The 21019-nt window shown below is 56.7% G+C and carries 18 protein-coding genes; 9 read left to right on the top strand and 9 right to left on the bottom strand.

Translation table 11 applies throughout. The features are described from left to right. Nucleotides 1-8: 8 nt before the first annotated feature. From BLT01_RS04220 to BLT01_RS04205, 4 genes are read right to left on the bottom strand one after another with little or no spacing between them, the layout of a single operon-like run. Entirely contained in the window at nt 9-1280 is a 1272-nt protein-coding gene (locus tag BLT01_RS04220) for a TIGR02679 family protein (protein WP_092094918.1), read from the bottom strand. Next, entirely contained in the window at nt 1270-5553 is a 4284-nt protein-coding gene (locus tag BLT01_RS04215) for a TIGR02680 family protein (protein WP_092094916.1), read from the bottom strand. The genes BLT01_RS04220 and BLT01_RS04215 overlap by 11 nt, the downstream gene beginning before the upstream one ends. Continuing rightward, nucleotides 5550-6710, bottom strand: coding sequence for a TIGR02678 family protein (locus BLT01_RS04210; protein ID WP_092094914.1), 1161 nt, complete (start codon nt 6708-6710; stop codon nt 5550-5552). Before BLT01_RS04210 ends, BLT01_RS04215 begins: the two co-directional genes overlap by 4 nt. Next, nucleotides 6710-8188, bottom strand: a complete 1479-nt coding sequence (locus BLT01_RS04205) for a TIGR02677 family protein (protein ID WP_092094912.1) — start codon at nt 8186-8188, stop codon at nt 6710-6712. The genes BLT01_RS04210 and BLT01_RS04205 overlap by 1 nt, the downstream gene beginning before the upstream one ends. Before the next feature lie 493 nt (nt 8189-8681). Between BLT01_RS04205 and BLT01_RS04200 the strand changes: the two genes are divergently transcribed. The 6 genes from BLT01_RS04200 to BLT01_RS04175 all read left to right on the top strand — a co-directional run bounded on the left by BLT01_RS04200 (nt 8682) and on the right by BLT01_RS04175 (nt 13165). Beyond that, a complete protein-coding gene (locus tag BLT01_RS04200; RefSeq protein ID WP_092094910.1) occupies nt 8682-9200 on the top strand; it encodes a hypothetical protein in 519 nt (172 codons plus the stop codon). A 108-nt stretch (nt 9201-9308) separates the two neighbouring features. Next, complete coding sequence (locus tag BLT01_RS04195; protein WP_092094908.1) at nt 9309-10652, top strand: MATE family efflux transporter; 1344 nt, start codon at nt 9309-9311, stop codon at nt 10650-10652. 5 nt (nt 10653-10657) lie between these two features. Then, a complete protein-coding gene (locus tag BLT01_RS04190; RefSeq protein WP_092094906.1) occupies nt 10658-11290 on the top strand; it encodes an HAD family hydrolase in 633 nt (210 codons plus the stop codon). Then, nucleotides 11287-11712: a PH domain-containing protein gene (locus tag BLT01_RS04185; RefSeq protein WP_092094904.1), complete on the top strand. Its 426-nt coding sequence runs from the start codon at nt 11287-11289 to the stop codon at nt 11710-11712. Before BLT01_RS04190 ends, BLT01_RS04185 begins: the two co-directional genes overlap by 4 nt. 195 nt (nt 11713-11907) lie before the next feature. Next, a complete protein-coding gene (locus tag BLT01_RS04180; protein WP_245696865.1) occupies nt 11908-12378 on the top strand; it encodes a hypothetical protein in 471 nt (156 codons plus the stop codon). A 262-nt stretch (nt 12379-12640) separates the two neighbouring features. Beyond that, complete coding sequence (locus tag BLT01_RS04175; protein WP_092095003.1) at nt 12641-13165, top strand: divergent PAP2 family protein; 525 nt, start codon at nt 12641-12643, stop codon at nt 13163-13165. Nucleotides 13166-13217: 52 nt separating this feature from the next. On the opposite strand, the gene BLT01_RS04170 is transcribed toward BLT01_RS04175, so the two are convergent. Continuing rightward, nucleotides 13218-14567 carry an amidase gene (locus BLT01_RS04170; protein ID WP_245696869.1) on the bottom strand — a complete coding sequence of 450 codons (1350 nt, stop codon included), beginning with the start codon at nt 14565-14567 and terminating at the stop codon, nt 13218-13220. Between the two features lie 127 nt (nt 14568-14694). On the opposite strand from BLT01_RS04170, the gene BLT01_RS04165 reads away from it, so the two are divergent. From BLT01_RS04165 to BLT01_RS04155, 3 genes are all read left to right on the top strand, one after another. Continuing rightward, entirely contained in the window at nt 14695-15072 is a 378-nt protein-coding gene (locus BLT01_RS04165; protein ID WP_092094899.1) for a DUF5362 family protein, read from the top strand. A 166-nt stretch (nt 15073-15238) separates the two neighbouring features. Further along, nucleotides 15239-16297 (top strand): proline racemase family protein, encoded by a 1059-nt coding sequence (locus BLT01_RS04160; RefSeq protein ID WP_092094897.1) that lies wholly within the window; start codon nt 15239-15241, stop codon nt 16295-16297. A gap of 17 nt (nt 16298-16314) precedes the next feature. After that, nucleotides 16315-17406 carry a M24 family metallopeptidase gene (locus BLT01_RS04155; protein ID WP_092094895.1) on the top strand — a complete coding sequence of 364 codons (1092 nt, stop codon included), beginning with the start codon at nt 16315-16317 and terminating at the stop codon, nt 17404-17406. 45 nt (nt 17407-17451) lie between these two features. On the opposite strand, the gene BLT01_RS04150 is transcribed toward BLT01_RS04155, so the two are convergent. The 4 genes from BLT01_RS04150 to BLT01_RS04135 form a co-directional block, all read right to left on the bottom strand. Further along, entirely contained in the window at nt 17452-18675 is a 1224-nt protein-coding gene (locus tag BLT01_RS04150; protein WP_092094893.1) for an NAD(P)/FAD-dependent oxidoreductase, read from the bottom strand. Then, the gene (locus BLT01_RS04145) at nt 18668-19006 is read right to left on the bottom strand and encodes a (2Fe-2S)-binding protein (protein ID WP_092094891.1); all 339 of its coding nucleotides are present in this window, start codon (nt 19004-19006) and stop codon (nt 18668-18670) included. The genes BLT01_RS04150 and BLT01_RS04145 overlap by 8 nt, the downstream gene beginning before the upstream one ends. Continuing rightward, nucleotides 18999-19271, bottom strand: coding sequence for a (2Fe-2S)-binding protein (locus BLT01_RS04140; protein WP_092094889.1), 273 nt, complete (start codon nt 19269-19271; stop codon nt 18999-19001). Before BLT01_RS04140 ends, BLT01_RS04145 begins: the two co-directional genes overlap by 8 nt. A gap of 65 nt (nt 19272-19336) precedes the next feature. Next, complete coding sequence (locus BLT01_RS04135) at nt 19337-20929, bottom strand: sigma-54 interaction domain-containing protein (protein WP_092094887.1); 1593 nt, start codon at nt 20927-20929, stop codon at nt 19337-19339. Nucleotides 20930-21019: the final 90 nt, after the last annotated feature.

Below are 21019 nucleotides of genomic sequence, written 5' to 3'. Positions count from 1 at the left end.
GGCTTTCTTCATACTCTCATATCTTGTGCAAGCAGTTTGAGCAGCCCTTCCTGATACCCCGCTTTGCCGCTCCGCCGCAATTCTTCAGCCAGCTCAATCAGTCCCGGGTCGGTCAAGCCGTCGAGTTTGGCGGCCCGGCCCGAGATGTCTTCTTCCGACATCGCCATCCGGTATGATTCGTCGTCCATCCGCCACAGCTTTACCCGCTTCGGATACCGATCGATCAGCCGCTGTGCCATTTGGAGGCCTTCGGGGTCGAAGTCGCCAGAGTAGTGGAACGTCACGTCTTCCCGTGCCAACAGGTCGAGTACAATCCACGCAGCGGAGCGGAACTGGCCGTGTGTACAAATGATCGGAGCATCCTGGACGAGGTCGATGAGCGCCGAGCAGACGCCGGAGTTTTCGACGATCCAGACGTCGCAACCGGCGGCAGGCTTGATTTCTGTGATGTCCCCGAGCATCTTGACCGGGACGTTCAGGACGCTGCTGGTTTCGACGGCGGCCAGCCAGAGCGGGTGGGGGCCGTCTGTCGTGGAGGCGATGAGTCCGCGGCAGGTGACGAAACTCCACAGGTCGTCGCGCGTCAGGCCGAACCGGGCGTACAAGTCATTGAGTTCTTCCGAAGACCGCGGCATGCCGGTGTCTTCCGCGCCGTCCGTCACCGACCGGACATACAGGCAGTGGGTGAGCAGGCGACCGGTGAGCTGTGAACTGTCGAAGGCATGCGGGTTGCCTGTCGTCCGATGGGCGAAGAGGGAGAGAAGTTCCATGTCCGCCTCATCCGGAAGGTTTCGGTAAGCTTCAAAGACGCGCCCCAAAAGTCCGGCGAGGCGGGTATCGTCTTTCCGGTACAGTGACCGGATCCAGCGGGTGTCCGGTGAGGCTGATGCGATCCTCGCCCACCAGAACGCCCCGTCCGGGTAGGTTATCTCCAAAGTCCGGATGAAGGCGGCGGCCGCATCTTTTGCCCACGCACGTTCCTGCTCTTTTGTCGTGAGCGGCTCTCCGAAAAACTGCTCGAGCAGTTCGGCTAGGGACAGGCCGCTGAAGACGGTCCGACCGAGGGCTTGTTCAAATTTGTTCAATGTAAGACTCCGGCTGGTCAATATGTCGGGCGGAATGCCGGTGAAACCGGCAATCGAGCAGATTTCCTCCTGCGTGAAGCGGTCGAGCTTCACCGAGCCGCCGACTTTGCCAAGCGACCGGTATTTGTCCCGGATAAGTGCGAGAAGCTTCGCGAGTGCCGGATCCTCAACAATCAGGCGGATGTTATCGTCCATGTCGTGCCGGCTCCTCCGTATCGTTTTCGAGAAGGTCCAGCAGGCTGGCCTGTTCGCTCGCAGGCTTCGCAAGCGCCGGGTGTTCCGGCGATGGTCCGGATTTATCTTCTTCAGCACTCACTTCAAGCGGATCTTCTGTGGCCGCGGCTTTTCGCGGGGCGGGCTCCTCAAGTTCAGGATTGGTCACCACAGGCTCCTCTTCCGTGATAAGCTGCTTTTCCCGTCCGTTCCACTCGTACCGGATCGTCGAGACGAAGTCCGCGTTTTTCTGGCGGATCAGCTCGTAGACGGAAAGGCTCAGAACGGTGTCGTAATCGCCCCAAAGCGCCTGTGAGTTCATGATGTAGTTGAAGCCTAGCTGTTCGACGACTTCGAACATGTCCCGGATGTTTGTGTCATCGACGCCGGCGAACGCCTCATCGAGCGAAATGACATACGGGGCAAAATCAGCCGCTTCCTTGTATCTCGAGTAGGCTGCGGTGAACAGCGGGATATACATCGCCATCGCTTTTTCACCGCCGCTGAATTTGTTGAAGGCGTGGTCGGTCAGTTCGCGTGTCGGCTCGTTTTCCTTTCGGTAGGAAAGGACAAAGCGGAACCATTTCCGGTAGTCGAGCACTTCTTTCAAAACCTGGCGCATCGTGGCGCCTTCCTGATCATCTTCGGTCAGCTGCTTGGCGCGATCGATCCTGGAGCGGAAATGGTTCTGGATCCGCTCGCGGTCCTCGGGCTTCATAAATCTTGCATCGAGCCTGAGCAGCCGGACAAGCTCCGCGGTGTCGAGCTCTTCTTCGGAGTCGGCAGGGAGGGGCTTCCATTTGATAGAGAAGATCAGGCCTTGGGAGTTGTTCCGTTCCTTCATGATGCCGTCCATTTCCCGGACCCACTTTTCCGTACGCTGGATGCGGGCGCGGAGAATGTTGCTGACCGTATGGAGAATGATGTCTTCGAACAGCTTGCGTTCCTGCTCGTCAAGCGCCTGCTGTTGCTGGATCAGGGCGTCGGAAAGGAATTCGGCTACGGCGTATGGACTGTCGCGTTTGCCGAACAGGTCCATTTCGATGATTTTCCGGCCGTTGTTCAATTTCCAGCGCCCGATTTCCGCTTCGTGGACGGGGGTCCACCCGCCGGTGAACCATGCAGGCTCCTCCCGCTGATCAGTCCGTTCAGTCAAGGAGTAGTCGATCAGTGAGAACTGCTCGCCCAAGAATGCTTTCGTCAGCTGCTCGTCCAGTTTCGGCTTGCTCTTGTTTTCCGGCACTGATTTGAAATCGGCAGGGGAGGCCATGCTGTCCCCATTCGTACGGGTGATGAACCCGCGTGCATGCTCTTCCTTGAGTGAGTGGCTCCATTCTTCTTCCATTAACGTCCAGAACTTAGCGTCGAGGCGGAGTGCATTGAGTTTTTCCTCGTTCCGCCTGATTTCCGCTTTTGTCTCGGGGATTTCCTCATACGTCCGGTCGCGTGTGGCCTTCAAGTCGGCCAACCGCTTCTGGAGTTCCCCGATTTCTCGGCGGATGTCCTCGATGCCTTCGAGTTCCATCTGTTTTTCGATCGATTCGATGCCCCGGCGGAAGGCGGCGAGATTGTCCTGTGCAATGTATTGTTCACCGAGGAGTTCATCGGACGCCTCCAGCAGGTCTTCAAGCGTTCTTCGGAGGGCGGCGATCTGTTGGCGGGCATGGCGGATCTCGCGCGCAGTTCCATCCAGGCCGTGAAGGACGGCCGCATAGTCTTCCGCCGCATGGATTGCTTCTCCGAGCGGTTCCGGCTTCAGGATGAGGCCGAGGGAATTGCCGTCGCGGCGAAGCCCCGTCTGCAGATCCTTGGCTTCCGAATGGGCGCTTTTCCATTCGCCTTCCAGCCGCAGGAGCATGTTTTCCGCCTGCCTGAAGTGCGATTCTGTCTTTACGCATTCAGCGTGAATATCCGAGAGCGCCTTGTCATCAGGAATATCCAGGCGGTATTGCCCGCTGCGGTCCAGCAGTCCCGCAATCCGGCGCTCTTCCGCATCCAGCCGTTCTTTTTCTTCCTTTAGAACGTCGAGCCGGGCTTCGGCTTCCTCGATCATCCGGGCGCGGTGGCGTTCCCGCGACGTGCGGCCGATGTATTTGGACGGGCCGTTATCGGGGGCATGCCCGCGCAGGATGCCGAATGAGTAGGAGCCGTCCGCATCTAAGTGGAAACGGCCTTCTTCCGGTGAAAGCGGGATGCTACGGAGAATGTCGTCAATCCGTTCCGCGGAGATCGGGCTGTCGGTCCCTGCACCCGGAACCAGGTAATCGGCCAGTGTCGGCGTCATGAGAAGAGGTTCGGGGCGGAGAACGCGGTCGCTTTCCGGCTGCAGTTCCCCGTCGGTGATCAGTGCATCCAGCAGCCCGGCTGCCGCAAGGGCGGATTCAAGCTGCTGGCGCTCTTCATCGCTGACCTCTTCCCGAAACTCCACTGCCGCAAATAACGGAATGTAAGGGACGCCGCTGCCGGTGAGCCCCGTCCGGAATTGTTCCGTGCTGGCGTGGCGGCCGGGGCTGGCATAGATGGCCGTCTTCCAGCGTTCAATTTCATCTTTTTCGGCCCGGATGGCGTCCCGATTTTGCTTTTGAACGTGTTTCAGACCGGCCAGTTCGCCGAGGAGGCCCGCCCGGTAGTTTTCGATGGACTCCAGGAATACCTGGCGGACATCTTCGAAACGGACCGTGTCATAAAGCCCCGCTGCCCTGCGGGAGAGCAGCGCGGCATCGTCTTCCGAAAACGGCAGTGCCGGCCGGCCTTGGAAGTAGGAGAAGAGCGTGTCGGTCAGTGCCACTTTCGCTTCTCCAAACCATTGGTCCAGGGCACGGATCCGGCCGCGCAGCTCGTCCACTTCCTGTTTTTGTTCGGAAGCCCGGCGCTGGAGACGAGCTGCTTCTTCATGCTTCCGCTCCGCTTCCAAGGCGACTTCCCGAAGATTGCGGAGTCGCCGTAGATGGGCATTCGCATCCTGGTGGAAAGCCGTGAAATCGAGATCTTCCCCGAGACGGTCTTTAAAGTGATTGGAGTTCACCGCATGACCGTCAAAGGCGGATTCGGCGGAGAGGGCCTCCAGTTCGCCGAAAGCATCGTCCGCATCGCGCTCCAGATTCCGGAGCCGGTCCTCTTCACGGTCCGCCTCGCTTCGGATGGTCCGCTCCTTCTCGCGGTTCCGGTCCAGTTTCTCTTCCAAGGAAGCGATTTTCCTCTCAAGTCCTGCAGCTTCCTCCTGCTTTTTCACCAGTTCCTCGCGAAGATTCCATACTTTGTGGTTCCTGAGACGCAGGCTTGCTTGTTCGGCTGTTTCAATCTCGGCAAGCGCCGTCCTCTGCGTTTTTTCCAGCCCGGCAAGCGCTTCGGAGAGGCCGAGGATAGCCTGCTCTTTTTCGGCGGCGCCCGCTTCTGCGACCAGGCGACTGCTTCGGGCGTTTTCATGGAATTCATGGCGCTCCGCCAGGATATATTCGTTGTATGCGTGATAGGCCTTTTCCAGTTTCTTGACGGATTCATATTCCGCTTCCTGCTTGTCGTATTGCTGCTGGGCAAGGTCCATGCTGTCGATCGTATCGGACAGGTGGCGAAGCTCATCGTCCGTCAGCGGCGGCAGCGCGGATTCGAGGATGCCGGTGATGACGGTCGGCTTGAAGTCCTTGGACAGCTTTGGTGTGCGGATCTGCACAAGCAGTTTGATCAGGTCGTCATAGGCGTCCTCCGTCTCGAATCCGAACACGTGCTTGCGGACGAGTTCCGCGTATTCGCCTTGTGAACGGGTCACGGTGCCGAAATCGCCGACACGGTTTTTCAACTCCTGGAACGATAGCGGAACATCCTCTCCTGCAGTCCGTTTCGTCAGTGAAAGGCCGTGGCCGATCCGCTCGTTATGGATGACGAAATGCCAGGTGCTCAGTGTTTTGCCGCGCCGCGCCTGAAGCCCGATGCCCGTCGTGATGTACTGCGGGCTGCCGGTCTTTTTATATTCAAGGAACAGGTAGCCGGTCCGCTCGTCGCGCCCGGAGATCTCTTTTTCCCCGAGCAGATAATCCTCCATCTTGCGTGCGCTCGAGCCGAACGGATCAAGCCGGCTCGGGGACTTTTTCCCGTCAAGCAGGACGGGAAGCAGGCTTTGCATGGTCACGGATTTCCCGGAGCCGTTCGCGCCGCGGAGCAGCAGCTTCCCGTCCGAGAAGTTGAAGATCTCCTGATCGTTGTAATACCAGAAGTTCAGCAGACCGGCACGGTGCATTACCCAGCGGTTGCTATTCATGGGGTCTCACTTCCTTCATTAAAGTCATCCGGGTACCCACCGGCAAGGACACCCGCGAGCGGGAGGATCCGGATCATGCCGTTTTCCGGCTCATGATCGGCCATCGCCCATTGGATCATTTCATCGATCAATTCCGCCCGGACTGCCGCCGGTGTGCCGTCCCGGAAATGCTTCGTCCAGCCGCTCCCGTAGACCTCGCGCATCTCGCCGAGGAGGTGGTCGAACTCTCCTTCCGTCAGAATGACCGCGCCGTCGGGACCGGGCGGGAACTGGTCCATCCGCTTCCTGAGCTCGGCGGACAATTGGAGGATCAGGTCGCCGGCCGCCTTCTGCATCGGGAAAACCGTGTGATGCTGTCGCGGTTCTTCGACCGACAGGAAAGCGGTGTTCCGGAAGACCCGAAGGCGATAGGGGCTATGTTCCTCGATCGAGTCGGAAAGCCGGCCGCGGAAGTTGCGGATATAGTGGAAGTCGGAATCCCCGTCGCCGTCCCGCTCCACGCCCGGGGAAAAGAACAGCTTCCGGTAAACACGGTGGCGGCGGTCAAGTTCGGGGTCGGGGTTATGTTCCGCATCCGGGATTTCTTGCCAGCTGTCCATGGACAGGAGATCCGCCGGGAACGTGCGCATAAAATAGCGACCGTATTCCGTCGCCTCATAGAGTACTTCCTGTTCCTCATTGCGGTCGAAACGGGCAAGCTCCCCGTCGATTGTCCAAAGAAGGCCGAAATCCATCAGCTTCCTGAGTGCACGGATGAGGGATTTGCGGTGTATGTAAAGCGTCCAGTCGATGCCGGGCTCCGCCGGATAATCTTCCTGGATATCCCGGCACATCTCGGACAGGAGAAACTGCTCGTCCGGTGATTTATCCTGCAGGAAGGCGAGAGCGCAACAGAAAATCGCGTAGTCGAGCGGCTCCTCGAATTCCGCGATGCCCATGAACGCCTCGGGCACCGCCGGGATTTTCTCCAGCTTCACGAACTGGGGATGGATGTGTAGCTGCAGACCGAACCGCTCCCGGAGATAAGTCCGGAGCGGTTTCTCGCGTTCACGGATGAGGCGGTGCCACTCCGGCTGCTCTGAGCGGAGAATCCAGTAATGGTGGAGCAGAAGGTCGAGCGCCTTGACGGATTGTTCATCGAAGCCGTTCTTGTCCATCAGTTGGGCCTCCCCTCGGTGAATTCAAAAGTTGCATCCGGCATGACGAGGTCTCCGTCTCCTGACCGGAGGGTGATCCTGCGGTCGCGGTGGAGAGTGACTTTCACGAGATAGCCGTAGTCGGTGACAACGGTCCGGTCTTTGGCGCCCGCGGACTTGCTGATCCAGCCAAGCAGCACTTTCCGGATGAACGGCTCGACGGTGCCCGTCTCGGAAAGCCGGATCCGGCCCGCGTCGACATAGCGGTCGATCAGTGCACGCTCCTTTTCCCGTTCCTCCAGGTAAGCTTTCATCTGGAGAGCTTTTTCCTTCTTTTTGGACGTGACGGCGCCCGGACGTGTCTTTTCGCGGTAGCGATTTGTCCGGGGCTGGATTTCGATGTACTCTGGCTCTTCCTCCCAGACTTCCGCGTGGATGTCATCGGTCGTTCCTTCGAGCAGCCGGAGATGGCGGATGGTCATCGGGCCGAAGACGGCGCCCGATAGCCGATGAGCCTCATCAAGGGCATCGAAACCGGCAAACCATTCCGCCAGCTTCAAGTATTCTTTCTTCCGGCTCCTGAAATGCTGCTGACGCTCGCCCAGCCGCTGCACATGGCGTGCTACCCGGCGGATCATCTCATTCGTCTGCCACTCGAGAAGCTCGAGCTCGCTTTGTGAACCGCCGAACCCGAGAAACCAACCGCGGAGCGACGTCCAATACTCCTCGTAGTTCCGGCGCCATTCTTCGACAGGCGGGGGAGCATCATCGAGCCTCGGCACGGACAGCCGGTACTCGATAAGCCGGTCGAACAGCGGGGCCATGCGGACGATGTCCAGCTCGTGCAGCAACAGTTTCAGCTGAAGAGATGCCCGCTGCAACGAAATGACGAAATCCCGGAGATAAGCCGTAAACTGATTTTTATAGGCAAGGAAAGCTTCCGGCTGCATGCGCTCGCCCGCCTGCTCACGATTGATATAGGCGATATAGTCGGCCGTATTAGTCCGGATTTTTCTGAAATGGTCGATCACTTCTTCATAGAGAAGATTCACCTCATCCGGTTCCGGAAGCTTGCCGCCGATTCCTCCCTCAAGCGTCTGGACCGCCTGAAGCAGCCGGTCAAACTGCGACTTCTCGAGTGAACCGCGGACCTCATCCCCTCTGCGCTCCAACTCCAGGATCATCCGCTCCAACTCGACGGTCATCGGCGTGCACTGGTAGCTGTACCGCTTCTTTTTAAACTCCTCAATTGTCCGGGCGCTCGTCATGTCCTGCCGGCGGGCCAGGTTGTTCCATTTTGTGAGCTGCTCCAGGTGGGCGTGCAACTGCTCTTCCTCAAGTCCGGGATACCCGCCGTCTTTCCGCAAATACTCCAGCACTTCTGCCGGAGGGATAAAATCCCGCATCCGTTCGTGCTGCAAGTAAAAGAAACGCAGAATCCGGCGGTAAACCGGAGCATTTTCCGCAGCCAGATACTTGGCTTCGATAATCGCCTTCATGGAATCCCCCTTTTCTCGGAGAATGTATTTCTACTTTTATTGTAGAGGATATGGAAGAGAAATGGAGAGAGAATTTCTGTGAAAATGTCGAAAACAGGAAATTAGAGCGGTCAAAGAGGGGAGGACGGCGGGTTCGCGTACGAAACCAAGAAGTTTGCGTACGAAAAGTTGGGGCGCCCCCGGGTTTGCGTACGAATCCAAGAAGTTTACGTACGAAAAGTGGGGAACCCCCAAGGTTTGCGTACGAATCGTGGAAGTTCGCGCACGAAAAGTGGGATGCCCAGGGTTCGCGTACGAATCCAAGAAGTTCACATACGAAAGGTGTAGCACCCCGGTTCGCGTACGAATCGGGGATGTTCGCGTACGAAAAGGGGGAGAGCCTCCTCCGTTCGCCCGTGCAACGAGGCGCATGCTGAATCCCCGCCCCTTGAAACCTTCCCCACCCCCCATCCGTACTCATCACTAAGGCCTCACTAGGATTGGACGTGTTTTAATGAATATCATTTTTGCGGCGCTCGGAATCTGGGTCATCGCATCCCTCTCCATCTACTCGTTTATCCGGCGAAGCGAGCGGCGGGATCCGGAGGGGAAAGGCCCGGGCATCATCGCCGTCACTTCAGCACTGCTTGCGCTGCCGGTCGCTGCGGTGATGGGCGGGATTTTGTTTGCGCTGGCCGGATCGGTGCAGGTGGTCGGCTGGCTGTTTGACCTGGAACTGAGCCCGGGGAAAGTGGGGATTTTCGCCATTGCCGTGCTCGTGTATCTGTTCTCCGCCGATAGCCTGATCGAGCTGTTTCTGAAGTCCGTGATGGGCAAGTCGCCGGCAGGGAAATGGGTGCTGCTCTTCACACGGGTTCTCGCTTTTTACGGAATCGGCCTGCTCGTCGGTGCGGAGGACCAGACCGCGCTGCCGGTGGCGGCCGGGCTGGCGGTGATGCTGCTTGTGATGGAAGTACTGTTCCATCTGTTGAAGAAGAGCGGGGAGGGGTCTGTCAGGAAGGGACGGCGCTGAGGAACGTTCTCCCGGACGCTGCGCATACCCGGGCAGCCAACTGCCTCCGCCCCGCAACTCGGCTATAATGGATAGCATCAGCAAGATGGAAAAGAGGGGGGCGGCGGGATGGCAACGACTCAACAGGATTTTACGCAGGGACCGCTTGCCCGGCAGATGTTTGCCTTCGCCTGGCCGATTCTGCTGGCTAACCTGCTTCAGGTCTCGTATCAGCTGATCGATACCTTGTGGGTGGGGAACCTGATCGGGGCGGATGCGCTTGGGGCAGTGTCGATTTCTGCGACAGTGCTGTTCACGGTGCTGTCGTTCGTGCTCGGGCTCAACAATGCGGCGCTGACGATCCTGTCGCAGCAGAAGGGACGCAAAAGCGGGGAAGGGCTGAAACGGTATTTGAATGCATTCGTCGTGCTGATGTCGATCATGTCGGTCACCCTCGGCATCGTAGGGATTTTCATCGCCGAGCCGGTGCTCCGGCTGCTCGGAACGCCGGATGTGATGCTGCCGATGGCGACGGCGTACTTGCAGATCAACTTCACCGGACTCCTGTTTTTGTTCGGCTATAACTTCAACACGACCGTGCTGAGGTCGGTCGGGGACTCCAAGACGCCGCTTTACTTCGTCGCGACGGCGGTTGTGCTGAATGCGATGCTGGATCCCTTGTTCATCTCCGGGTTCAACTGGGGCATTGAAGGCGCGGCGTATGCGACCGTGCTGTCGCAGGGGCTGTCGTTTGCGGCGGGTCTCATCTACATACTCCGCAGACGTCTCGTGCCGTTTACGAAGCCTGCCGTGCCAAAAACGCGGGAGGTCAAAGATATATTGAGGCTCGGCATTCCGGCTGGGCTCCAGATGAGCGTCATCTCTGCCGGTGTCATGGCCATCATGAGCGTCGTCGCATCATTCGGACCGGGGGTCGTCGCCGGGTACGGGGCGGCATGGCGGCTCGACAGCCTGATCATGCTGCCGGCGCAGGCGCTCGGGACGGCCGTCAACTCGATGGCCGGCCAGAATATCGGTGCGTCCAAGTGGGACCGTGTCTCTCGCATCACAAAGTATGGGTTCGTTTTTAACCTGTGCGCAATGCTTTTTATGGCGACGTTGCTGTTCCTGCTTGCCGGGCCGGCGGTCAAACTGTTTGTCCGGGAGCCGGAAGCGGTTGAATTCGGCACAGCTTATCTGAGGACGATCGCGTTCTTTTATCCGTTTCTCGGCATCAACTTCATCCTGAACGGGGCGGTCCGCGCGGCCGGGGCGATGTTCCAGGTGCTGGTCCTGAACATCATTTCGTTCTGGGTGCTCCGGTATCCGCTCGTCTTGCTGTTTTCCGGATGGTTCGGCCGGGAGGGGATCGCATTCGGCATGGGAACGAGCTTTATTATCAGCAGCGTGTTTGCGTTTCTTTATTACCGATACGGGAAATGGAGAGAAATCAAGGCAATTTCTGAGGAGTGAGCGTAATGGCATTGGATGGAATCATTTTCGACCTGGACGGGACGTTGTGGGATTCCCGAAAGGCGGTCGCGGAGTCGTGGACGAAGGTGGTGCAGGACCGACATGACCAGGCGCGCAAAGTGACGGCGGATGATCTGACGGGGCTGATGGGGCTGCGGCTTCCGGAGATCGGCGACCGGCTGTTCCCGGACCTGGACGAGGACGAACGGAAAAACCTGATGGATGAATGCTGCGTATATGAGAACGATTATGTCGCGGAAAAAGGCGGTGTGCTGTACCCGCAACTGGAGGAAGTGCTGGAGCAGCTGTCCCAAACCTATCCGCTTTACATCGTCAGCAACTGCCAGGACGGCTATATCGAAGCGTTTTTTGAAGCGCACGGGCTCGGCAAGTATTTCAGGGACTATGAGAATCCGGGACGGACGGGCCTCCCGAAAAGCGGCAACATTCGGCTGGTGGTCGGACGCAACAACTTGAAGAATGCGGTCTATGTCGGGGATACAAAAGGCGACGAGGACGCGGCGAGACTTGCCGGTGTGCCGTTTATTTGGGCGGCCTACGGATTCGGGCAGCCGGAAGATCCGGATTACCGGATTGATTCGCTCTCCGAACTGCCGGAGCTGGTGGAGCGGCTTTGAGGTTCAGGGCCGGCCGGGATGTATGGCTCGGCAGCGTGATCTGGGGAAGCATCGCCTTGCTCGTCTGGGGCCTCGCCGACATGGCGTCGGACCGGGACCTGGTCGGCGCGGTGATTGTTGCCGGAGTGATCCTCCTCCTGCTGTCAATCTGGTTCCGGACCTACTATGAAATCAAAGACGGGCGCCTGTTCATCACTTCCGGCCCGTATTACAAGTCGATTCCCATCGGCCGGATTACATCGGTCCGCAAGACGGCAAATCCGTTCACCTCACCGTCGCTGACCATCCGGAAGCTGGAGATCCAGTTCGGCACACACGGTGTCGTCTCTGTCGGCCCCGAAGACCGGGACGACCTGATCGGGGCACTCCGGGACGTAAACCCGGAGATCCAAGTCAGGGAACCGATGAACGAAAGTACATGACGTCAGGCCAATCCGGTCAGTAGACCCCAAATCAGCAAATGATTTCGGCGGTCTTTTTCGTTGCTGAAAGTACCTATATGCAGCACAACATATGGGGATATTCCAAAACCGCTTTGCAAGGAAATTGAAGGTGTGAAGGAGAATGAGTAGTACTAAGCAAACAACTCAAAGCAAGCATTCTCGAGGAGTGAATCGATGCAAAGATTCATGATCACATTTGTATTATTAATTACTTTTCTAATAAGTGGTTGCAGCAATCCGAACACCGTTTTATCTGGGGACGCCCCTCCTGATGTCTCCCTGACAATCGATGACGAAATGTATGGAACTATTCTTGGTTCATATTGTTGGAGTTCTGCCAGATTGACAGAATGTGTGGATACTGCCGGACCAGTAGAATTAATGGAAGGCAAAGAACCTATTAAAGTACAGTCCGGGGAACCCATTTTATTGGTAATGGATTTCGAACCTAAACCTAATAACGTTTGCTTGTCGAAGATCGAGAACGGTAGTGAAACGGAAGTTAATCTCAAAAACCAGACGTTTGCGGCCCCAAAAGATAAAGGCATTTATTATTACGCTTATAGTGTGAGATGGACGGATGAGATAGAAGAACACGTCTCGTATGCCGATGCTTTTTATGCATTCGCTATTGAGGTCCAATAACGTTCACCGGAGTGGGATTTGCTTAACACTCACAGCAGTTTTCTAAAAACTCGTCCGCCAGGCCCTCAGGAATCTCTTGCCCCGGATACATGATTTCTCGGCTCTTTGGGTATGGATAAAGACGAGATTACATAGGAGGGTGACCATGGACAGACATTCCGTACATCCGATGAACCCGGCTGTGCCGGTCCGGGCCACGCGGCCGCGGCCAGTGGCAGAAAAGCGGATGCCGCCGATAGCGGATACGGCGGCCGTGAAGCAGATGAGGAAAATGAACAGGGGAATCGTGACGGCATTCGGCGCTATCGGCATCGCGCAGGCGCTTAAAGTGTTCACCCACAAAGCCGTCACCGGCAAATGGGACTGGCGTCCGATCTTCACAACTGGCGGCATGCCGAGTTCGCACTCGGCGGGGGTCTCCGCACTTGCAACTTATGTCGCTTCGAACCGGGGCGCACGCCATACCGAAACGGCGGTTGCCGTCGTGCTTGCCACCATTGTCATGTACGACGCACAGGGAATCCGGCGCCATACCGGTGAAATCGCCAAGCTGGTCAACGATCTTGAAGACAACTTCGTCAAGCTGTCGGGTGAATTCCCGAGCCTCAAATACGAGGAACAGGAAAAGGAACTGAAGGAACTGCTTGGCCACCAGCCGCTTGAAGTTCTGGCTGGAGCTCTTTTTGGAGGCGCACTCGGCCTCGTGTCGGCCAAAATCGAAAACCGTGAGCGGGAGATCGAACACGCGAGGGGTGTTTACCCGGAACATTTGGACGAACGGGCCTGAATAAAAAAAGGGCATTCCGGATGCACGCCGGAATGTCCTTTTCAAATGCCTTTCAACTCCGCTCGAATGCATAGCCGAACCGGTACAGCTTCGCTTCATCCCCGTGATTCCCGATCAGCTGGATGCCGATCGGCAGTCCTTCCCGGGAGAACCCGGCCGGGACACTCAAACTCGGATTGCCGGTGAAGTTGGCCGGCGAGGTGAGGCTGAGGAGGGCCGGTATGACATCGATCTCCGTGCCTTCTACAATCGTTTTCCGCTCGCCAATCAGAGTCGGCAGAATCGGCAGCGTCGGGACCAGAAGGACGTCGACCTTGGAGAACACTTCGTTGAATGCCTCAATCAGGCGGGGGCGTTCCTGCTGGGCGCGGACGTATTCCCATCCGGCCCGCTTCATGCTTGCTTCCAATCGTGCCAGCACTTCCGGCGCATAGTCACCCGGCCTCTGCTCCATGGTCTCCCGGTGGATGGCGGCCGCTTCGCATTGGATCGTCACGATCTGGGCCTCGTTGATTTCAGGGATGGCCGGGATGTCGATGTCGATCACTTTCGCGCCGAGCGATTCGAATTTGCGGACGGCCCTTTCCGTTGCGGCACGGACTTCCGGGTCCAGTAGGCGGAAGTATGGCGCAGGCAGGCCGATCACCATTCCTTCCACGCCGTCCCTGAGTTCCGCGGTAAAGTCGGGCGGGGACTCCAAGAGGGAGTAGCGGTCGGCCGGATCCGGTCCTGCCAGGACATTAAGCAGGACCGCATTTTCTTCCACGCCTGCCGTCATCGGTCCCGGATGGTCCAGCGTATAGGCAAGCGGGAATATATTATGTTTGCTGATCCGGCCGAATGTCGGTTTCATCCCGACCAGATTGCATGCGCTTGCCGGGATGCGCACCGATCCCCCGGTGTCCGTTCCGATGCCCGCAAGTGCCATGCCGCTTGCCACCGCAGCGGCTGATCCGCTGCTCGACCCGCCTGAAATCCTTGACGGGTCGTACGGGTTGCGGACGGGACCGAAATGGGAAACGTCGCCGGTCGGCCCGTAGGCGAACTCATGGGTATTGGTCTTCCCGATGATGACGGCGCCGGCATCCTTCAGTTTCTCGACGACCGTGGCGTCTTCAGAAGGAACGAAATCCGAATGGATCACGGAACCCATCGTCGTCCGGATTCCCTCTGTATAAATCAGATCTTTAACCGCAACCGGTATTCCGTGGAGCGGTCCGCGGAATGTGCCCGACGCCCATTCACGGGTGAGCTGTTCCGCTTCTCGGACAGCCTCTTCCTCGCATATCGTGATAAAGGCATTGAGTCCGGGATTCTTTTTCCGGATGGTTCCGAGCGTTTCATTGACCAAGTCCTTCGGAGAGCGTTCCCGCTCCCGGATCGAGCGGATGGCGTCCATCATGTTCAAGGCAATCCCCCCTTTTCCTAAAGGGTAGTCGAATCTTCGGGAGTTTTGCAAATATCTGGTGACACCCGGTGTGCATTCGGTCAAAATGGAAGAAGAGGATAAGAAAAGGAGAGAATGGAATATGCAAGCACAATCGTTTGAAGAAGCGGTGGCGCAGAAGGGGCTCCAGCGCATCGCGTTGTGGGGCAAGGTGACCGGCATCGCCATGATGATCACCGGCGGGATTTATGCATTTTTCGGCCTGTTTTACTTTATTGTCGGTGCAATACCGGGCGGAATCACGCTCTTTATGGGGTATCTGATCTACAAAACCGGCAAATCAGCAGCAACCATCCAGGAGGGCGGGGATACACGCGCACTAAGTGAACTGTTCCATAACTACGGCCTGTACTTGCTCACCGCGTTTATTCTCGTGGCCATCAGCGTGGGGATGTTCGTGCTGATGCTGATCATTTTCGGCTTCGCCTTTTTCGGCGGGATGATGTATAACGGATTTTGACTTTCTGAAAGCCTCTTTATGCGGAGGCTTTTTTTTCGACATATTTCCCGGGAAATAAAGCGGACGGCTTCGATTTCCAAAGGAATTTGACGAAATGAATGTATTTCCCGACCGGCCTCGGCATTGGCATAAAACATGCAAGCAATAGTAGAAAATCCGAAAGGGGATGGATGAAGTGGCAAGCGACACATTTACATCGGTTGATGTGCATGTAGCGGGGGAACCGCTTCGGATCATTACTGGGGGTCTACCTGAAATTCCGGGGGACAGTCAACTGGAGCGAAGAGCTTACTGCATGGAAAACTTGGATCATATCCGGAAAACCCTGATGCTGGAGCCGAGAGGGCATCACGGGATGTATGGCTGTATCCTTACACCGCCGGCAGAGAAAGATTCTGATTTTGGAGTCCTCTTTATGCACAACGAAGGGTGGAGCACGATGTGCGGGCATGGCATCGTCGGTGTGCTGACGATGGGCATTGAGACCGGCCGTTTTGAAATGAAAGAAGAAAGCCGGACGTTCATCATCGACAGTCCGGCAGGTAAGGTCGTCGCGCGCGCAGAGGTGGAAGGCGGCAAGGTGAAGCAGGTCTCCTTTGAAAACGTCCCGTCTTTTGTCCTTGAAAAAGCCCTTGCCCTAACCGTCGGGGGCAAGAAGCTCAAGGTCGACCTTTCATTTGGCGGCGCGTTCTATGTCATTCTTCCGGCTTCCCAATTAAACCTCGGTGTGCAAAAGAAAGACCTGCCCGAATTGAAAAAATGGGCAACGCAAATCAAGCGGGCCGCTGAACAGGCAGTGGATGTCGTCCATCCGCTGGAACCAGGACTCAACGGCATCTATGGGGTCATTTACTCGGACAAGCCGCATCTGGCAACATCTGACCTCCGCAACGTGACCGTCTTTGCAGATGAGCAAGTCGATCGTTCCCCGTGCGGAACCGGAACCTGCGCCAGGCTCGCCAGCCTTTATGCCCACGGGGAGTTGGGTGAAGGCGAAAGTTTTGTCCATGAAAGCATTACGGATGGTCAATTCAAGGGAACCATCCTGAGGCTGGTCCGTGTCGGGGAAAGGGATGCGGTCATCCCGGAAGTGAGCGGAAAAGGCTACCTGACCGGGATTCATGAATTTCTCCTCGATCCGGAAGATCCGATGCCGGAAGGATTTTTGCTGGAAGAACCGGAGAGGAGCGTCAGAGCTGAAACAGCTGCACCGGACATCTGCTAAAAAGGGGGAGAAAAACAATGAAAACTATCGAAACGATCCGGGAACAACTGAAGAAGCAGGGACTGGACGGCCTGGTCATCAATGGGGAATGGAACCGGCGGTATGTGACGGGGTTCACGGGAAGCCATGGTCTCGTCCTGATTACACAGGAGACGGCGGAAATGATTGTCGATTACCGTTACCATGAGCAGGCTGCCCAGCAGACCGGCCTGCCGGTTGTACTGCACGCCGAACACACCGGCCACAAGCAGAAGATTTTTGATGAAGCCGCCCGTGAGATCACCAGACTCGGGCTAAAAAGGGTCGGTTTCGAACAGCAACATCTCAGCTATGGAAATTACGAAAGGCTGAAGGGCGGCGTCACGGCGGAGCTGGTTCCGACCTTTGATTTCGTCGAAAACATCCGGATGATCAAGGGCCCGGATGAGCTTGAGAAAATGCGGATGGCCTCAAAAATTACGGATGATGCATACATCCATATCCTGGACTATATCCGGCCGGGTCAAAAGGAGCGGGAAGTCGCGGATGAGCTGGTGCGGTTCATCGAGAGCCGCGGCGGCCATGCCGTCGGTTTTTATCCGATTGTCGCGTCGGGGGCCCGCTCGTCGCTTCCTCATGGCCGGGCAAGTGAAAAAGTTATCGGAAAGGGGGAGATGATCACCATCGACTTCGGTGCCAATTATGACGGCTACTGGGCGGATATTTCCCGGACGGTCGCGATTGGAGAGCCTAATGAACAAATGCGTGAAATCCAGGAAGTGGTCTGCCGGTCATTCATGGATTGCTTCCATGGCATCCGGCCGGGAATGAAGGACAGCGATGTCGATGCCCTGATGAGAAAAGCCCTGATCGAGAGCGGCTATCATGATCGATCCGGTACGGGCACCGGACACGGAATTGGCCTCGAGGTCCATGAAAAGCCGCTTTTCTCCACAGATACAGAGAAGACCCTTGAACCGGGCATGGTGATCACGATCGAGCCGGGCATCTATCTTCCGGGTGTCGGCGGCGCGAGGGTGGAAGACGTATTGCTGGTCACCGAGGCCGGTTGCGAAACGCTCACTCCATCGACGAAAGAACTGGTCATCATTGAAGGGGTGGAAGCCTGAAATAAAAGAGAGACCGGGGGCCATGCCCTTCCCGGTCTCTTGTCGTTAAACCAATATGTTTCGCTTTCCTGTGGCATGCTGCTCCCAGTACTCCTGAAGCTTTCTCCTCCCGACCTCGACATCCTGATGGAATTGAATATGCGCATCCGAACGTGTAGAGGAGATTTGTCGGATCGCTTCCGAAAGGGAAGCTTCTGCAATGTCTTTCCCAAGGTCTTTCGCAATCGATAATGCTGCCGTTTTCCCTTGGCTCATGGCAACTTTGGCGCCTTCAATGCCGGTGATGTTGCCGGCAACGTAAAGCCCGTCGAGCGGTGTGCGCATGTCCTCGGAGTGGAGCGGGACGGAGCCGCCGAGTTCGTCGATATGATAAAACGGACAACCCGTCAGTGCGGCAAGCTCCGCAAGCGGATAAAGGCCTCCTGCTATGCAGACAAAGTCACAGCCGATGACTTCCTCCGTTCCCGATATGACTTTGCCGTCAGCGGTCACCGTGGCGAGGGTGACCCCCTCCACTTGGTCGGTTCCCTCGATCCGGATGACCGCCTTGCGCAGCATCACGGGGATGTCCCACATGCGGACACCGTTTTTCGGATAGAAGGTGATGCCCATTTTTTTCATGAACTCATTTTTCATCAGCTTGCTGCCCATCTTCACGAATGCCGATGGCGCCATATGCGACACATGCAGGAGGGCGTTCATCACCTCAGTTGGGATGGCCGCAGAGCCATTGACCCGGTTGTTCTTCGGCAAGGCGATGGCGGCAACCTCGATTCCTGCGATGTGCAGCTCCATGGCGATGGCCGACGAAAGGACATTCACGCCGATGATGACCCCTTTTTGGCCGGGTTTTACCCGATGGACGTTGGTCATCACCTGTGCGGCGCCGACCGACATGACACCGGGAAGGGTCCAGCCCGGTATGGCAACGGGTGCTTCTGCGGCCCCGGTCGCCAGGAGAAGGGATTTGGCTTCAAATGTTTCCCGATCCGTATAAACCAGCCAGGAACCGTTTTCCTGTTCGATATTATGGACGGATACCCCGAGGCGGATGTCCAATCCGAGCGCTCCGGCCCGCTCGGAAAGCTTCCTGCTTTCCTCGATGCCGTTCCACCAGTTGCCGCCCGGTTCCTCATAAAGCTGTCCGAGGAGACGTCCTCCCGGCTTCAGATATTCGTCGATGACGAGAATGTCCAGTCCGTGCTCTGCTGCGGTGATGGCGGCAGTGAGGCCTGCCGGGCCGCTTCCGATGATGATCAGGTCACGCATGGTTCTTCCTCCAATCACGTACCGGAGCGGGCAGTGGACCGCCCCCGTTAATCACCATGCCTTCCCGGACAGGGGTGAGGCAGGCGCGGACGCCCTGTTGGCCGTCAACTTCCACACGGCATTCAAAACAGTGTCCGATGTTGCAGTAGATGCCCCTGGGTGTCCCGCTTTCTTCATGATGCCGGAGCGTGCGCACGCCCGCGGCGAGGAGGGCGGCCGCGATCGGCTCTCCGTCACGGCCTTCGTACGTCATGCCGTTAAAAGTGAATGTGACCGTCTGATCCGGTTCCAGTGCGCCGAGAACAGGATGGTCAAGGATGCGCTCAGTCATTTGAGATCGCCCCCAAATCCCCGAAATGAACCGGCCGGACAGGCGGCTGGTATTTCAGCGTGATCTGCGTGTTGTCCCGCTCGGCGGCTGCCAGCGCAATGGCGTCCACTGAGGAGCGGCAGGTCCTGCCTCCGCAATATCCCATCCCGGCTCTTGTGCGGAGCTTGAGCTCACGGGAATTACAGGCAAACTGTCCGGCGGTGTCCACCAATTCCCCATATGACACTTCTTCGCATCTGCATACAATCATGTCTCGATCAGTCATCCGAATCACCTCTTGCTGAAGTTTTGCTGCTGACCAACTACATGCAAGTTCCTTGCCAAGATGAGTCAGAGCTCGATACCGAGTTTATTCATCCGGTTATAGAGTGTGGCCCTTGTGATTCCAAGGTTGGCGGCGCACTGCTGCTTATTGCCGCCGGCCGCTTTTAATTCTTTAAGGATAATATTCTTTTCATACTCGCCCAGTTGTTCATTCAATGTTCCGCTGCCCTTTTCCTGAAGCAAGGAAGGAGATTGAGCGGACGTATGGATTTGCTCGATTTCAGGAGGCAGGTCATCTATGCGGATTTCTCCATGGTCGGAAAAGATGACGAGCCGTTCGATGACATTATGCAGCTCCCTGACATTTCCCGGCCAGCTGTGATTCATGAGAGACTGCATCACTTCCTGGGAGATGCCGTGGATCGGCCGGTTATACTTCATCGAAATTTCATAAAGAAAGTAATGGGTCAGTTCGATGATGTCTTCGATGCGTTCGCGGAGGGGCGGGACCTTGATATTGACGACATTCAGCCGGTAATAAAGGTCTTCGCGGAACTTTCCGTCGTCTACCAGTTCTTTGAGATCGCGGTTCGTCGCAGCGATAATCCGGAAGTCGACATCCAGTTCTTTTGCGCCGCCGACCCGGAAAAACCGCTTTTCCTGAAGCACGCGGAGGAATTTCACCTGCATCTCAAGGGGCATCTCTCCAATTTCGTCGAGGAAGAGGGTGCCGCCTTTGGCAAGCTCCACTTTTCCTTTTTTACCTTTTGAGTCAGCGCCCGAGAAGGCGCCTTTTTCATATCCGAAAATTTCGCTCTCAAACAGGCTCTCCGATATGGCCCCGCAGTTCAGCGCGATAAACGGGGCGGTGTCTGTCTCACGCAAGTGATGGACGGCTTTTGCGAACAGTTCTTTGCCGACGCCGCTCTCCCCGTTGATCAGGATGTTCGCGTCTGTCCGTGCCGCTTTGCGCGTCAGCTCCAACGTACGCTTGAGAGCCCGGCTGTTGCCTTTTATATAGGAAAACGGGTTGTCCGTCGGAGAAGTTTTCCGCAATTGCTCCTCGAGCCGGAACAGTTTTTCCGAAGTGCTGTGCAATTCGTTGTTCAGCCGGATTTGGCTGGTGATGTCGGTCTCGGAAACGACCGCGCCAATCACACGGTCTTCCAGCCGGACCGGATTGGAGTTGATGAGGACAACGAGGTCTTCCCTGGCATGGTGCTGCTGGTTTCTTACGGAAGAACCGGTCTCGAGCGTGTTCAGAATCTCAAGATGCTCTGCTTCAAAAAAGTCGGTGATCGGCTTTCCGAGAATCTCCTCTTCCTGGACAGAGAAAATCCGTTCGGCCCCCTCCGTCCAATGGACCACTCTCTTCTCGTAGTCGATCACTGTGCAGGAATCGTTGATGGTCTGCAGGATGGCTTCAAGATAGGCCTTTTCCTTTTTATAAGCCAACACGATTTCGTCCAGAGCTGTCTTCAAGTCGGTGTATCCGATAGGAGAGCCGCTTTCGTCCAGGGCAATGACCGTTTCGGATCTCTTCAGCAAAGGCAGGACCTCGTCCAATACGCTGTTCTCCGGAAGGGTGGGAAGCTCTTCGGTTCCACCGGCAGGCAAACCGGGCACCATGACGTCATTGAGCTGCAGTTTTCGGGGCATTGATCTCTCTCCTGTCCAAATAATTAGTCAGTGTAAAGAGAATTTTACATGAATAATAAGAAAATTCAATACTGAAAAGAGAAAACTTGC

This window comes from Bhargavaea beijingensis (assembly GCF_900101985.1).
Lineage (GTDB): Bacteria > Bacillota > Bacilli > Bacillales_A > Planococcaceae > Bhargavaea > Bhargavaea beijingensis.
This window is presented reverse-complemented; position numbering and strand designations above follow the sequence as displayed.

Bases quoted from the DNA above. Each gene is read 5' to 3' on its own strand.
- BLT01_RS04140 (WP_092094889.1), bottom strand. From the start codon at position 19,271: ATGACTGATCGAGACATGATTGTATGCAGATGCGAAGAAGTGTCATAT.
- BLT01_RS04220 (WP_092094918.1), bottom strand. From the start codon at position 1,280: ATGGACGATAACATCCGCCTGATTGTTGAGGATCCGGCACTCGCGAAG.
- BLT01_RS04195 (WP_092094908.1), top strand. From the start codon at position 9,309: ATGGCAACGACTCAACAGGATTTTACGCAGGGACCGCTTGCCCGGCAG.
- BLT01_RS04210 (WP_092094914.1), bottom strand. From the start codon at position 6,710: ATGGACAAGAACGGCTTCGATGAACAATCCGTCAAGGCGCTCGACCTT.
- BLT01_RS04205 (WP_092094912.1), bottom strand. From the start codon at position 8,188: ATGAAGGCGATTATCGAAGCCAAGTATCTGGCTGCGGAAAATGCTCCG.
- BLT01_RS04170 (WP_245696869.1), bottom strand. From the start codon at position 14,567: ATGATGGACGCCATCCGCTCGATCCGGGAGCGGGAACGCTCTCCGAAG.
- BLT01_RS04215 (WP_092094916.1), bottom strand. From the start codon at position 5,553: ATGAATAGCAACCGCTGGGTAATGCACCGTGCCGGTCTGCTGAACTTC.
- BLT01_RS04150 (WP_092094893.1), bottom strand. From the start codon at position 18,675: ATGCGTGACCTGATCATCATCGGAAGCGGCCCGGCAGGCCTCACTGCC.
- BLT01_RS04155 (WP_092094895.1), top strand. From the start codon at position 16,315: ATGAAAACTATCGAAACGATCCGGGAACAACTGAAGAAGCAGGGACTG.
- BLT01_RS04190 (WP_092094906.1), top strand. From the start codon at position 10,658: ATGGCATTGGATGGAATCATTTTCGACCTGGACGGGACGTTGTGGGAT.
- BLT01_RS04180 (WP_245696865.1), top strand. From the start codon at position 11,908: ATGCAAAGATTCATGATCACATTTGTATTATTAATTACTTTTCTAATA.
- BLT01_RS04135 (WP_092094887.1), bottom strand. From the start codon at position 20,929: ATGCCCCGAAAACTGCAGCTCAATGACGTCATGGTGCCCGGTTTGCCT.
- BLT01_RS04200 (WP_092094910.1), top strand. From the start codon at position 8,682: ATGAATATCATTTTTGCGGCGCTCGGAATCTGGGTCATCGCATCCCTC.
- BLT01_RS04145 (WP_092094891.1), bottom strand. From the start codon at position 19,006: ATGACTGAGCGCATCCTTGACCATCCTGTTCTCGGCGCACTGGAACCG.
- BLT01_RS04160 (WP_092094897.1), top strand. From the start codon at position 15,239: ATGGATGAAGTGGCAAGCGACACATTTACATCGGTTGATGTGCATGTA.
- BLT01_RS04165 (WP_092094899.1), top strand. From the start codon at position 14,695: ATGCAAGCACAATCGTTTGAAGAAGCGGTGGCGCAGAAGGGGCTCCAG.
- BLT01_RS04175 (WP_092095003.1), top strand. From the start codon at position 12,641: ATGAGGAAAATGAACAGGGGAATCGTGACGGCATTCGGCGCTATCGGC.